Source organism: Sphingomonas desiccabilis, assembly GCF_004135605.1.
Taxonomy (GTDB): Bacteria; Pseudomonadota; Alphaproteobacteria; order Sphingomonadales; family Sphingomonadaceae; genus Sphingomonas; species Sphingomonas desiccabilis.
In genome coordinates, this window is the sequence record NZ_SDPT01000001.1 from 110,816 (window position 1) to 125,672 (window position 14,857).

At 66.1% G+C, this 14,857-nt stretch carries 7 protein-coding genes; 3 read left to right on the forward strand and 4 right to left on the reverse strand.

Annotation, left to right across the window (positions count from 1 at the left end; translation table 11 throughout):
• Positions 1-84 precede the first annotated feature (84 nt).
• The 3 genes from EO081_RS00475 to EO081_RS00485 all read left to right on the forward strand — a co-directional run bounded on the left by EO081_RS00475 (position 85) and on the right by EO081_RS00485 (position 4,460).
• The gene (locus EO081_RS00475) at positions 85-1,950 is read left to right on the forward strand and encodes an ABC-F family ATP-binding cassette domain-containing protein (protein WP_129340025.1); all 1,866 of its coding nucleotides are present in this window, start codon (positions 85-87) and stop codon (positions 1,948-1,950) included.
• Between the two features lie 359 nt (positions 1,951-2,309).
• Positions 2,310-2,741, forward strand: a complete 432-nt coding sequence (locus tag EO081_RS00480) for a hypothetical protein (RefSeq protein WP_129340026.1) — start codon at positions 2,310-2,312, stop codon at positions 2,739-2,741.
• Positions 2,742-2,966: 225 nt separating this feature from the next.
• Positions 2,967-4,460 (forward strand): S10 family peptidase, encoded by a 1,494-nt coding sequence (locus tag EO081_RS00485; protein WP_375781646.1) that lies wholly within the window; start codon positions 2,967-2,969, stop codon positions 4,458-4,460.
• A gap of 77 nt (positions 4,461-4,537) precedes the next feature.
• On the opposite strand, the gene EO081_RS00490 is transcribed toward EO081_RS00485, so the two are convergent.
• From EO081_RS00490 to rpoB, 4 genes are all read right to left on the reverse strand, one after another.
• Positions 4,538-4,948 carry a low affinity iron permease family protein gene (locus EO081_RS00490; protein ID WP_183947857.1) on the reverse strand — a complete coding sequence of 137 codons (411 nt, stop codon included), beginning with the start codon at positions 4,946-4,948 and terminating at the stop codon, positions 4,538-4,540.
• A gap of 80 nt (positions 4,949-5,028) precedes the next feature.
• Positions 5,029-5,817 carry a TorF family putative porin gene (locus tag EO081_RS00495; protein WP_240697485.1) on the reverse strand — a complete coding sequence of 263 codons (789 nt, stop codon included), beginning with the start codon at positions 5,815-5,817 and terminating at the stop codon, positions 5,029-5,031.
• Positions 5,818-6,129: 312 nt separating this feature from the next.
• Positions 6,130-10,395, reverse strand: coding sequence for a DNA-directed RNA polymerase subunit beta' (gene rpoC / locus EO081_RS00500; protein ID WP_129340029.1), 4,266 nt, complete (start codon positions 10,393-10,395; stop codon positions 6,130-6,132).
• A gap of 73 nt (positions 10,396-10,468) precedes the next feature.
• On the reverse strand, positions 10,469-14,614 hold the full coding sequence (gene rpoB / locus EO081_RS00505) for a DNA-directed RNA polymerase subunit beta (protein WP_129340030.1): 4,146 nt from the start codon (positions 14,612-14,614) through the stop codon (positions 10,469-10,471).
• Positions 14,615-14,857 lie beyond the last annotated feature (243 nt).

Sequence of the window (14,857 nt, forward strand, 5' to 3'; positions counted from 1 at the left end):
TTTTGCGGAGGGTGAAGTGCCTGGAGAGCACGAGTGGTTCCGCCAGGCCTCGCCGGGCGGCGTTCGGGCTGCTAGGCGGCGGCGATGCTGAACCTCAATGGAATCACGGTGCGCCTGGGTGGCCGGCTCATTCTCGACGGCGTGAGTGCGGCGCTGCCGCCGGGCAGCCGTGTCGGGCTGATCGGCCGCAACGGTGCCGGCAAGTCGACCCTGGTGCGGGTAATCGCGGGCGAGCTGGAGCCCGATGGGGGCGCCGCGGAGATGCCGCGCGGCAGCCGCCTGGGCTATGTCGCGCAGGAAGCGCCCGCTGGCAGCGCCACGCCGTTCGAAACCGTCCTCGCCGCCGACACCGAGCGGGCAGCGCTGATGGAAGAGGCGGAGACGTCGCACGACCCCGATCGCCTGGCCGAGGTGCACGAGCGGTTGCTCGCAATCGACGCCCACACAGCGCCGGCACGTGCCGCGCGCATTCTGGTAGGCCTCGGCTTCGACGAGAGCATGCAGAATTCGCCGCTGGACGGCTTTTCGGGCGGGTGGCGCATGCGCGTCGCGCTCGCCGCGCTGCTGTTCAGCCAGCCCGACGTGCTGCTGCTCGACGAGCCTTCCAACCACCTCGACCTCGAAGCGGTGCTGTGGCTGGAGGATTTTCTAAAGAGCTATCGCGCGACGATCGTGATCGTCAGCCACGAGCGCGATTTCCTCAACAATGTCGTCGACCACATCCTCCACCTCCAGGGCGGCAAGGTGACGCTCTACCCCGGCGGCTATGATGCGTTCGAGCGGCAGCGCGCCGAGCGGATGGCGCAGCTGGAGGCGGCGCGCGCCAACCAGGCAGCGCAGCGCGCCAAGTTGCAGGACTATATCGCCCGCAACTCGGCCCGCGCCTCGACTGCCAAGCAGGCGCAGTCGCGCATCAAGGCCCTGGCGAAGATGGCGCCGATCGCCGCGATGGCCGAGGATCCATCGCTGTCGTTCGACTTCCCCGATCCCGATGAACTGCGTCCGCCGCTGGTAACGCTGGACATGGCGAGCGTCGGCTATGGCGACACACCGATCCTCAAGCGGCTCAACCTGCGGCTCGATCCGGACGACCGCATCGGCCTGTTGGGGCGCAACGGCAACGGCAAGACGACGCTCGCGCGCCTGCTCGCCGCACAGCTGACGCCGATGGAAGGCGACATGGCGTCCTCGTCCAAGATGCGCGTCGGTTATTTCACCCAGTATCAGGTCGAGGAACTCGACGCGCGCGACACGCCGCTCGAACACATGACTCGGCTGATGAAGGGCAAGACGCCGGCCGCGGTGCGCGCGCAGCTCGGGCGTTTCGGCTTTTCCGGCGACAAGGCAACGACGCTGGTCGGCAAGCTCTCGGGCGGCGAGCGCGCGCGGCTGGCGCTGGCGCTCATCACCCGTGACGCACCGCACATGCTGATCCTCGACGAGCCGACCAACCACCTCGACGTCGACGCGCGCGAAGCGCTGATCCAGGCGCTGAACGCCTATTCGGGCGCGGTGGTGGTGGTCAGCCACGACCGTCACATGCTGGAAACGACGGCCGACCGGCTGGTACTGGTCGACGGCGGCACCGCGCGCGAGTTCGACGGCAGCCTCGACGACTACATCGCGCTGGTGCTGGGCGGCGGCAAGGCGGACAAGGCCGAGAAGAAGGCCAACAAGAAGGAAGACCGCCGCGCCGCCGCCGAAGCGCGCGAGCGTGCGCAGGCAAAGCGCAAGGAAGCGCAGGCGGCCGAGCGCGAGGTGGCGAAGCTCTCCGCCGAGCGAACCGCCGTCGACCAGGCGATGTTCGCGCCTGCCGAGGCACCGCCGGCGCTCGCGAAGCTCACCATGACCGAACTGATGAAGCGCCGCGCCGAGCTCACCGAGCGGATCGAGGCCGCGGAACTGCGCTGGATGGAAGCGAGCGAGGCGCTGGAGGGGGTGGCGGCGTAAGGGGACGGCGCGGGGGAGGGCGCTGCCGGTTTCCGACCCGGCCCCCGCGGCGCTGCCCGAATTGCCAACTGCAGCGGAAGCGGTCGCGGAAGGACCTCCAGCCCCGGCTCCTGCTGCGCTGGAAGCCGTCGCAATGCAGGCGCACGACGCTGCCTTCCCCGTCATCCCGGCGAAGGCCGGGATCCATGTCTCCGCGCGCGCCTGCGGCCCGGTGGATCCGGCCTCCGCCGGGATGACGAAGAAAGGCGGAGGGCGGCTGACGCCCAAACCCGGCCGTTAAGAGCTTGCTTCCCGCTCCTCAATCGCGGACATCCGGACAGACAGGCGGGCGTTGCGGAAAGCCGAGAGGAGGGCGCCAATTGCTACCAATACTGCTTCTGCTGGCGGTTGTAGCCGACACACCTGATGCGCCGCCGATCCATGACGGGGGCATTTGTGCTGGCCTCTCCTGGGTTCATCTAGCCCCCGGCGAGAAGATTTCCGTCGAAAGAGGACCAGACTTCAAAGTTTTCAGGTTTCATGGCCCCGCCAGCGAGTCGGATCATTGGTGGGGAGTATATTTCGGCAACGCAGCGCAGGTTCGTGGCAATGGTCCACTACTGCTTCGTCGGAATGGAGTGACTGTTCGCCGGGCCACCGAAGACGGTCAGTTCCGCGGCTATCTCGCCAAGAAAGGCGGCTGGCAAAACCATTTCTTTGGCTCCGTATTCAACGGGAGCGACAAAGATCGAGACTTTTTCGATCGTATTGATTTCAGCTCTAAGGGGCAGGCTCTTTGTGCCAAGGGTTGATCCCTTGCGTGATGGGCTGTTTACAGTACGCTCTCTTCGATAGCGGGCGGTCCGCTATCCACCCAAGCTAGGACATTTGACCAAACCTCCAAAGCCCCGATGGCGTGGAGCCGGCACCGTCCCCAAAACCGCTCCCCGCAGTTTCCCACCACCCCGCCATTGCCTCCCCGCCACCGCGCTGCGACATTCGCGCCCTTGCGAAGGGGAGCCCTGCACTTGCGATCGATTCTGCGCCTATCCGCCGCCACCCTGCTGCTCGCCTGCACGAGCGGCCTCGCCCATGCCCAGACGGCCGAGACCACCACCACCGTCGAGAAGAAGAAGGCCGAGGACGAGACGAAGCCGCCGGCGCTTCCGGCCGACAAGACCATCGGCCAGTCGGCGCGGATCGGGGGGCGGACGATCGCGTACAAGGCAACGGTGGGCAAGATCCCGGTGCGCGACGAGAAGGGCAAGGAGATCGGCCAGGTCGTCTACACGGCCTATACCGTGCCCGGCCGCGACCCGAGCCGGCCGGTGACCTTTGCGTTCAACGGCGGTCCGGGCGCCGCGTCGGTGTACCTCAACCTGGGCGCCATCGGGCCCAAGCGCGTCCAGTTCGGTGCGCAGGGTGATGCGCCCTCTGATGCGCCGATCGCGAGCGACAATCCCAACAGCTGGCTCGACTTCACCGACCTGGTCTTCATCGATCCCGTCGGTACCGGCTTCAGCCGCAGCCTGGTGGACGAGGCGGAGACCAAGAAGGCGTTCTACGCCAACGATCCCGACATCAAGTACCTGTCCAAGGTGGTGTACGACTGGCTGGTCAAGGAAGGCCGGCTGCGCTCGCCCAAATATGTGATGGGGGAGAGCTATGGCGGGTATCGCGCCCCGCGGATCGCCTATGAGCTCCAGTCGCAGATTGGCGTCGGGGTCAACGGGATGATCCTGGTGTCGCCCTATCTCGATCCCGCCTCGGGGGACGGCGCCACCGCGCTTTCGCCGCTACCGTGGATGATCGACCTGCCGTCGATGGCCGCCTCGAATTTGGAACGCCAGGGGCGGCTGACGCCACAGGCGATGATGGAAGTGGAGGCCTATGTCCGAGGCGACTATGCCCGCGACCTGCTGCGCGGGCGGTCCGATCCGCAGGCGACTGCACGCCTCTCGCAGCGGGTGGCGGAACTGACCGGGCTCGACCCGGCGCTGGTGCAGAAGCTGGGCGGCCGGATCGACAGCCGGACCTATCTGCGCGAAATTCACCGCGAAGAGGGGCGGATCGGCAGCATCTATGACTCGAACGTGACGGCGTTCGATCCTTTCCCCTGGTCCGCCCAGCAGCAATCGAACGATCCGATCCTGGACGCGCTGATCGCCCCGACCACCAGCGCAATGGTGGACTTCGTCACCCGCGAGGTGGGCTGGAAGACGGATGCGCGCTACCACGCGCTGTCCTACGAGGTGAACCAGGCCTGGGACCGCGGCAAGCCGGACGACACCCCGGTGAGCGACCTGCGCAAGGCGATCGCCAACGATCCCAAGATGCGGGTGATGATCGTCCATGGCTGGGACGACCTGTCCTGCCCCTTCTTCGCCTCGCGCCTGATCGTCGACCAGATGCCGGGGTTCGGCCAGACGGAGCGGGTGCAGCTGCGTGTCTATCCGGGCGGCCACATGTTCTACAGCCGCAGCGACAGCGGCGCATCGTTCAAGCAGGACGCGCAGGCATTGTATCGCTGATCCTCATGGCTACCGGTCGCGCTCGTCGGTGCGACCGGTAGCGCCCGACGCTTGGGCGTTCCGTTCAGCGTGACGCCTCAGCGGCGCTTGAGCAGCGTCTCCACGCTGTCATCGACGGTCCCGACCTTGCCCGGCTCATGGCCGGCCTCCTGCTCCAGCGCGGCCCGAATTTCCTCGATCTGGCGGTCGGTCAGATGTTCGATCCCGATGAACTCGCCGCGTGCCGGATCGAGCGCGCGGATCAGCTCGTCCAGCTTTGCCTGCATCGCCGCTGCGTCTCGGTTCTGAGAGTTCTGGATCAGGAACACCATCAGGAAGGTGACGATGGTCGTCGCCGTGTTGATGACCAGCTGCCAGGTGTCCGAATAGCCGAAGATCGGCCCGCTTATTGCCCAGGCGAGAATGGTCGCAAGCGCGAGGACGAAGGTCAGCGGCTGCCCGGCAGCGGTTGCGATCCGGGTGGAGATGGCGGTGAAGATGCGGTCCAACATGCCCGCACCCAAGGCTCGAACCGCCGGAAAGGCAAGTGGCGGGGGCGGCGCGCCTCAGCGCCGCACCCGCGACGACATCAGAAGTTGAGCCCGACCCGCGCCAGCAGGCGACTGTCCGCGTTGCGACCATCGGCATAGGGAGAGGCGACGATCGCGCGGTCGGAGATGTCGGTGTCGACATAGTCGAGGCCGATCACCAGAGGGCCGGTCACGTGCTCCACGCCCAAGCGCCAGTCCATATAGTTGCCGCCCGGGCGCAGGCGCGCAGCGCGCAGCCGATTGTCGACGTTCCCCGAACTGCGGCCGATCCCGGCGATGACCGTGAACGGCGTCACGGGAATGCCCATGCGCCCCTCCGCACCGATGTAGAGATTGTCGCCGCCGATCGCCGACTGCTTGGGCGCGTAGCGTGCAAATCCGTCGACCTGTACCGGACCCAGGGCGAAGCCCGCGCCACCGCCGAGCTCCAGGTAGCTGAGCGCCCGGTCGCTGCCGGGGAAAAAGTGGCCGGTCACGCCGCCGTCGACGCGAACGGGCCCGAGGTACTGCGCATAGGTCGCGCCGAGATCGATCCCCACCGCAGCGCCGCCGTGCCGGGGGCTGTCGTTCAGCGTCGCCACCGAACCCGTGACCGAGAAGCCCTGGCCCCCGAGCGGGATGGCGGCCGTGCCCCGCAGACTGACGTCGCCGTCGCTCCAGCTGATCCCACGCTCTCGATCGTCGGTGGTGAGTTCCACCGACAGGGTGGAACGCTCGCCCCCGGTCTGGGCATGGGCGGGGAGGGTGGCAGGGATGGAAAGCAGGACGCCGCCGACCAGAAGGGAAAGGCGGGACTTGGCTCCCGGGGCGGAACGGCGCATGCGCATCGGCGATCTCCGAAGAAAAAATGGTGCGGCCACGTTCGACCAACGCGACCAGCTGGGTCCGCAGGCTCGGCAGGCCTGCCTCGACCGCCGCTGCGATAGCGGTGCTACTGGCGTCGCACCAGCCGGGGTAGCGGCCTTTATCGGCTCCAAGGCACCTGTCGACGCGGCAGGCAGCTGCTTGCCAGTGCCGTTTCTCCACCCAGTGCAGCATGGCGCCGCCGCCGGCCGGCTTCCATGGAGGGGGCGGCACAAAACGAAACCGCCGCCCGGTTTCCCGGACGGCGGCTTCCTTGTTCAGGCTGATCGCGAAGATCAGTCGTTCAGATACTCACCGGCATCCTCGTCGGTGCCGTGGCCGCTCGGGGTCACCGATGCGAGCGCATCGCTGGTGCCCTGATCGTCACGGATCGAGCGGGCGTGCTCGGCAGCATGCTCTTCCTCGGCACTGTTCGGAGCGATCAGAGCCGCCTGGAGCGCGCGCTGCTGCGCCCGGAGCGCCACGTCGCGGCTGGTGGCCGCCACGCGCAGGCGGTTCATGCCCGCACCGGTACCCGCCGGGATGAGCCGGCCGACGATCACGTTCTCCTTCAGGCCGTTCAGCGAGTCGATCTTGCCCTGCACCGAAGCCTCGGTGAGCACACGGGTCGTCTCCTGGAACGAGGCGGCCGAGATGAAGCTGCGGGTCTGCAGCGACGCCTTGGTGATGCCCAGCAGGATGGGCTTGCCCTGCGCCGGCTGCTGGCCCGGGGCCAGCTTGGCATTGGCTTCGTCCATCTCGTCGCGGTCGAGCTGCTCGCCCGCCAGCAGGGTGGTGTCGCCACCGTCGGTGATCTCGACCTTCTGCAGCATCTGGCGAACGATGACCTCGATGTGCTTGTCGTTGATCTTCACGCCCTGCAGTCGATAGACTTCCTGGATTTCCGACACGAGATACTCCGCAAGCGGCTCGATGCCGAGCACTTCCAGAATGTCGTGCGGATCCGGGCTGCCGCCGATCAGGTTGTCGCCACGCTTGACGTAGTCGCCTTCCTGGACGTCGATCACCTTCGACTTCGGCACCAGATACTCGACGACCTCGCCGCCGTCCTCGGGCTGGATGCCGATCTTGCGCTTCGCCTTATAGTCCTTGCCGAACACGACGCGGCCGGAGACCTTTGCGATGATCGCATTCTCCTTCGGCTTGCGCGCCTCGAACAGCTCGGCGACGCGCGGCAGACCGCCGGTGATGTCGCGGGTCTTGGCAGCCTCGCGGCTGACACGGGCCAGAACGTCGCCGCCCTGGACCTGCGCACCGTCCTCGACCGAGAGCGTCGCGCCCGGCGCCAGCATGTAGCGGCCGGCCTCGCCCGAATTCTCGTCGAGCAGGGTCAGGCGCGGACGCAGGTCCTCCTTCGACTTGCCGCGATATTCGGTGACGACGCGCTGGGTGATGCCCGTCGCTTCGTCCGCCTGTTCGGTCAGGGTCTTGCCGTCGATCAGGTCCTGGTACTTCACGGTACCCGGATTTTCCGTGATCACCGGCATGGTGAACGGATCCCACTCCGCCATGCGGTCGCCGGCGCTGAGGATGTGGCCATCGTCGCACAGCACATAGGCACCGTACGGGATGCGATCCACGGAGAGCTCGCGGCCGTCCATGTCGACGATCGCGATCTCGCCCGAGCGGCTGAGCACCACGCGGCGGCCCCGCTGGTCGACGATCACGCGCAGGTCGCGATACTCGACCTTGCCGTCGACCGGCGCCTCGAGGTTCGACTGCTCGTTGAGCTGCGCCGCACCGCCGATGTGGAAGGTACGCATCGTCAGCTGCGTGCCCGGCTCACCGATCGACTGCGCCGCGATGACGCCGACGGCCTCGCCGATGTTGACCGGCGTACCGCGGGCGAGGTCACGCCCGTAGCACTTGCCGCACACGCCGAACTTGGCTTCGCAGACCAGCGGAGAGCGGATCTTCATGCCGGGGACGTTGAGCGCCTCGATCTGCGTGATCATCGCCTCGTCGAGCAGCGTGCCCGACGGGATGACGACTTCGCCGGTCTTCGGATCCACCACATCCTCGGCCGTGGTGCGGCCCAGGATGCGCTCGCCGAGCGAGGCGATGGTGGAGCCGCCCTGGACGATCGCCTTCATCTCCAGCGCGCGCTCGGTACCGCAATCCTCCTCCATGACGACGCAGTCCTGCGACACGTCGACGAGGCGGCGGGTGAGGTACCCCGAGTTGGCGGTCTTCAGCGCCGTGTCCGCGAGGCCCTTGCGGGCCCCGTGGGTCGAGTTGAAGTACTCAAGGACGGTCAGGCCTTCCTTGAAGTTCGAGATGATCGGCGTCTCGATGATCTCGCCCGAAGGCTTGGCCATCAGGCCGCGCATGCCGGCGAGCTGCTTGATCTGCGCTGCCGAGCCACGGGCACCGGAGTGCGCCATCATGTAGATCGCGTTGACCGGCTTTTCGCGACCGTTCTCGTCGCGCTTCACCGCCTTGATCTCGTCCATCATGGCCGCCGCCACCTGGTCGCCGCAACGGCTCCAGGCGTCGATCACCTTGTTGTACTTCTCCTGCTGCGTGATCAGGCCGTCCTGATACTGCTGCTCATAGTCCTTCACGAGCGCGCGGGTCTCGTCGACCATCGCCTCCTTGGCGGCCGGGATGATCATGTCATCCTTGCCGAAGGAGATGCCGGCCTTGAACGCGTTGCGGAAGCCCAGCGCCATGATGGCGTCGGCGAACAGCACCGTCTCCTTCTGGCCGGTGTGGCGATAGACCTCGTCGATCACGTCGCCCACGTCCTTCTTGGTGAGAAGGCGGTTGACGGTCTCGAACGGCACCTTGTGGCTCTTCGGCAGCGTCTCGCCGAGCAGCATGCGGCCCGGCGTCGTCTCGACGCGCTTCATGTAGGTGTTGCCGTCCTCGTCCGTCTGCGGGACGCGGCTGATGATCTTGGTGTGCAGCGTGACGGCGCCGGCGTTGAGTGCCTGGTGCACCTCCGCCATGTCCGACAGCATCATGCCTTCGCCCGGCTCGCCCTGCTTCTCCATCGAGATGTAGTAGAGGCCCAGCACCATGTCCTGCGACGGCACGATGATCGGCTTGCCGTTCGCAGGCGACAGGATGTTGTTGGTCGACATCATCAGGACGCGCGCTTCCAGCTGCGCTTCCAGCGACAGCGGGACGTGCACGGCCATCTGGTCACCGTCGAAGTCGGCGTTGAACGCCGAGCAGACCAGCGGGTGGAGCTGGATCGCCTTGCCCTCAATCAGCACCGGCTCGAACGCCTGGATGCCCAGGCGGTGGAGCGTCGGCGCACGGTTGAGCATGACCGGGTGCTCGCGGATCACCTCGTCCAGGATGTCCCAGACTTCCTTGCGCTCCTTTTCGACCCACTTCTTGGCCTGCTTGAGCGTCATGCTCAGGCCCTTGGCGTCGAGGCGCGCGTAGATGAACGGCTTGAACAGCTCGAGCGCCATCTTCTTGGGCAGGCCGCACTGGTGCAGCTTGAGCTCGGGACCGGTCACGATGACCGAGCGGCCCGAATAGTCGACGCGCTTGCCGAGCAGGTTCTGACGGAAGCGGCCCTGCTTGCCCTTGAGCATGTCGGACAGCGACTTGAGCGGACGCTTGTTGGCGCCGGTGATCGTACGGCCGCGGCGGCCGTTGTCGAACAGCGCGTCAACCGCTTCCTGGAGCATGCGCTTTTCGTTGCGGACGATGATGTCCGGCGCACGCAGCTCCATCAGGCGCTTGAGGCGGTTGTTGCGGTTGATGACGCGGCGATAGAGGTCGTTCAGGTCCGACGTCGCGAAGCGGCCGCCGTCCAGCGGCACCAGCGGGCGCAGCTCGGGCGGGATGACCGGAACGACGTCCAGGATCATCCACTCGGGGCGGTTACCCGAGTCGATGAAGCTCTCGACGACCTTCAGGCGCTTGATGATCTTCTTCGGCTTCAGCTCGGACTTGGTGACGGCGAGCTCTTCGAGAAGCTCCTTGCGCTCGCCTTCGAGGTCGAGCTCCATCAGCATCGTCTTGACCGCTTCGGCGCCGATGCCGGCGGAGAAGGCGTCCTCGCCGAACTGGTCCTGCGCCTCGAGCAGTTCATCCTCGGTGAGGAGCTGATACTTCTCCAGGCTGGTGAGGCCCGGCTCGATCACGATGTAGCTCTCGAAGTAGAGCACGCGCTCGAGCTGCTTGAGCTGCATGTCGAGCAGCAGGCCGATGCGCGACGGCAGCGACTTCAGGAACCAGATGTGCGCGACCGGTGCGGCCAGCTCGATGTGGCCCATGCGCTCGCGGCGGACCTTCGAGACGGTGACCTCGACGCCGCACTTCTCGCACACGATGCCCTTGTACTTCATGCGCTTGTACTTGCCGCACAGGCACTCATAGTCCTTGATCGGACCGAAGATGCGCGCGCAGAACAGGCCGTCCCGCTCGGGCTTGAACGTGCGGTAGTTGATCGTCTCGGGCTTCTTGATCTCGCCGAACGACCAGGAACGGATGCGCTCGGGGGAGGCGATGCCGATCTGGATCTGGTCGAAGGTCTCCGGCTTCTGGACCGGATTCGCGAAGTTGGTCAATTCGTTCATGTCGTATTCCCTCTAGGGGCAAAACTCCGGGCGAAACGGGGAGGGGCACCGCGTCGGCGGCGCCCCTGTTCCCTTATTCCGCCGCCTCGGCGAGACCGTCGTCTTCCTCGAGTGCCTTGAGCTCCACGTTGAGGCCCAGCGAGCGCATTTCCTTGACGAGCACGTTGAAGCTCTCCGGGATGCCGGCCTCGAAGGTATCGTCGCCCTTGACGATCGCTTCGTAGACCTTGGTGCGGCCGACCACGTCGTCGGACTTCACCGTCAGCATTTCCTGCAGCGTGTACGCAGCACCGTACGCCTGCAGCGCCCAGACCTCCATTTCGCCGAAGCGCTGGCCGCCGAACTGCGCCTTGCCGCCCAGCGGCTGCTGGGTGACGAGGCTGTACGGCCCGATCGAACGCGCGTGGATCTTGTCGTCCACGAGGTGGTGGAGCTTCAGCATGTAGATGTAGCCCACGGTCACCTTGCGGTCGAACGCGTCGCCGGTGCGGCCGTCGTAGAGCGTCACCTGACCCGACGGATCGAGCCCTGCCATCTCCAGCATCCGCGACACGTCCGCTTCGCGGGCGCCGTCGAACACCGGCGTCGCCATCGGCACGCCGTTCTTCAGGTTCTGCGCCAGCTCGACGATCTCCTCGCCGTCGCGTGCGTCGATCTCGTCGTGGTACTGCTCGCCGTAGATGGTCTTGAGGCGATCCTTCACCGCGTCCGGCATCGCGCCGATCGACGGGTTCGGATTCGACTCACGCCACTGCTCCAGCGCCTCGGTGACCTGCCGGCCAAGACCGCGCGCGGCCATGCCCAGGTGGGTCTCGAAGATCTGCCCGACGTTCATGCGCGACGGCACGCCCAGCGGGTTGAGCACCAGGTCGACGGGGGTGCCGTCTTCCAGGAACGGCATGTCCTCCTGCGGCAGGATGCGCGAGATGACGCCCTTGTTGCCGTGACGGCCGGCCATCTTGTCGCCCGGCTGCAGCTTGCGCTTCACCGCGACGAAGACCTTGACCATCTTGAGCACGCCCGGCGGCAGCTCGTCGCCACGCTCCAGCTTCTCGCGGCGATCCTCGAACTTCTCGCGGATCTTGCGGGCAGCCTCGTCGTACTGGGCCTTCACGGCTTCCAGGTTCGACTGGACGGCGTCGTCGGCGACCGCGAACTTCCACCACTCGTGGCGGTCGACGCTGTCGAGCACGTCGCTGTCGATCACCACGCCCTTCTTGACGCCCTTGGGCGCCGCGGTGGCGGTCTGGTCGAGCAGCATTTCGCGCAGTCGGCTCCAGGTCGCCCGGTTGAGGATCGTGCGCTCGTCGTCCGAGTCCTTCTTCAGGCGCTCGATCTCCTCGCGCTCGATCGCCATCGCGCGCTCGTCCTTGTCGATGCCATGACGATTGAAGACGCGAACGTCGACGATCGTGCCGGCAACGCCCGGCGGCAGACGCAGCGAGGTGTCGCGGACGTCCGAGGCCTTTTCACCGAAGATGGCGCGCAGGAGCTTTTCCTCCGGCGTCATCGGGCTTTCGCCCTTCGGCGTGATCTTGCCGACCAGGATGTCGCCCGGCTCGACCTCGGCACCCACATAGACGATGCCCGCCTCGTCGAGGTTGCGCAGCGCTTCCTCGCCGACGTTCGGGATGTCGCGGGTGATGTCCTCCGGCCCGAGCTTGGTGTCGCGGGCCATCACCTCGAACTCGTCGATGTGGATCGACGTGAACACGTCGTCCTTCACGATCCGCTCGGAGATGAGGATCGAGTCCTCGTAGTTGTAGCCGTTCCAGGGCATGAACGCGACGAGCGCGTTGCGGCCCAGCGCCAGCTCGCCGAACTCGGTCGACGGACCATCGGCCAGCACGTCGCCCGCCTTCACCACGTCGCCAACCTTCACCAGCGGACGCTGGTTGATGCAGGTCGACTGGTTCGAGCGCTGGAACTTCATCAGCGTGTAGATGTCCACACCGCTTTCGTTCGCATCGACGTCACCGGTCGCGCGGATCACGATACGGGTCGCGTCGACCTGATCGACTACGCCGGCGCGCTTGGCCGAAATCGCGGCGCCGGAATCCCGAGCCACGGTCTCCTCCATGCCGGTGCCCACGAACGGAGCCTCGGCCTGGACCAGCGGCACCGCCTGGCGCTGCATGTTCGAGCCCATCAGTGCGCGGTTCGCGTCATCGTTCTCCAGGAACGGGATGAGCGAGGCCGCGACCGACACCAGCTGCTTCGGGGACACGTCCATCAGGGTGATCTGATCGCGCATCGCCATCAGGAACTCGCCTGCCTGACGTGCCGAGATCAGGTCCTCGACGAACCGGCCTTCGGCGTCGAGCTCGGCGTTCGCCTGCGCGACCGTGTGCTTCTGCTCTTCCATCGCCGACAGGTAGACGACCTCGTCGCTGACCTTGCCGTCGATGACCTTGCGGTACGGCGTCTCGATGAAGCCGTACTTGTTGACGCGGCTGAACGACGCCAGCGAGTTGATCAGACCGATGTTGGGGCCTTCCGGCGTTTCGATCGGGCAGATACGGCCATAGTGGGTCGGGTGAACGTCGCGGACCTCGAAGCCCGCACGCTCACGCGTCAGGCCGCCCGGCCCGAGTGCCGAGACGCGACGCTTGTGCGTCACTTCGGACAGCGGGTTGGTCTGGTCCATGAACTGAGACAGCTGCGACGAGCCGAAGAACTCGCGCACCGCGGCGACCGCGGGCTTCGCGTTGATCAGGTCGTTCGGCATCACGGTCGAGACGTCGACCGAGGACATGCGCTCCTTGACCGCACGCTCCATGCGCAGCAGGCCGACGCGATACTGGTTCTCCAGCAGCTCGCCCACCGAACGCACGCGACGGTTGCCCAGGTTGTCGATGTCGTCGACTTCGCCCTTGCCGTCCTTCAGGTCGACCAGCGTCTTGACGACCGCGAGGATGTCCTCGGTGCGGAGCGTCGTGACCGTGTCCTCGGCGTCGAGGTCGAGGCGCATGTTGAGCTTCACGCGGCCGACGGCCGACAGGTCGTAGCGCTCGGGATCGAAGAAAAGGCCGCCGAACAGCGACTCCGCGGTCTCCAGCGTCGGCGGCTCGCCGGGGCGCATCACGCGGTAGATGTCGGACAGCGCCTGCTCGCGCTCCTCGGCCTTGTCGACCTTGAGCGTGTTGCGGATCCAGGCGCCGGTCGACACATGGTCGATGTCAAGCAGCTCGATGCGGTCAATGCCGGCCTTGTCGAGCAACTCGAGGTTCTCGGCCGACACCTCGTCGCCCGCCTCGATGTAGATGCGGCCGGTGGTCTCGTCGATCAGGTCATAGGCGCTGTAGCGGCCAAAGATCTCCTCGGTGGGGATCAGCAGGTCGGTCAGGCCGTCCTTGCCGGCCTTGTTGGCGGCACGCGGGCTGATCTTCTGTCCGGCCGGGAAGATGACCTCGCCTGACTTCGCGTCAACAATGTCGAACGCCGGCTTCTGGCCGCGCCAGTTCTCGGCCGCATACGGAATCTGCCAGCCACCCTCGCCGCGCACGAAGGTGACGGTGTTGTAGAAGTGGTTGAGGATCTCTTCCGAGTTCAGGCCCAGCGCGTACAGCAGCGTCGTCACCGGCAGCTTGCGCTTGCGGTCGATGCGGACGTTGACGATGTCCTTGGCGTCGAACTCGAAGTCCAGCCACGAGCCGCGATACGGGATCACGCGCGCGGCGAAGAGATACTTGCCCGAGGCGTGGGTCTTGCCGCGGTCGTGATCGAACAGCACGCCCGGCGAACGGTGCATCTGCGAGACGATGACGCGCTCGGTGCCGTTGATGAAGAAGGTGCCGTTCTCGGTCATGAGCGGCATGTCGCCCATGTAAACGTCCTGCTCCTTGATATCGAGGACCGAACGGGCTTCCGTATCGGGATCGACCTCGAACACGATCAGGCGCAGCGTGACGCGCATCGGCGCCGCATAGGTGATGCCGCGCTGGCGGCACTCTTCGACGTCGAACTTCGGATCCTCGAGCTCGTAGGTCACGAAGTCGAGTTCGGCGGTGCCGGCGAAGTCGCGGATCGGGAAGACGCTGCGCAGCGTCTTTTCCAGGCCCGAGACATAGCCCGTCGACGGATCGCTCCGCAGGAACTGTTCGTAGGATTCGCGCTGAACCTCGATCAGGTTCGGCATCTGCACCACTTCGTGGATGTCGCCGAACACCTTACGAATACGGCGCTTCGCGGTGCCGTTCTCGATTGCCTTGGTCGCCATGGGAGTAGGTCGCCTCGCTTGGTCAAATTTCGCGCCCGGGCTGGCCCGGGCAGATGCGCGAACGAGACGCGAAAAGCCGCGTCATCCCGAATGGGATCGCAGCTTCGGGGCGTCTCGAAAGACCTCGGCCGATCCATTCGTCCAATGCGTTGCGCGACGACGCATCATTTCCCGATCGTGAGGCAGAGCCGCGATATAGGGCACAGGTCGGAAACAGTCAAGGAAACGCGGCGCTTGCGCCGT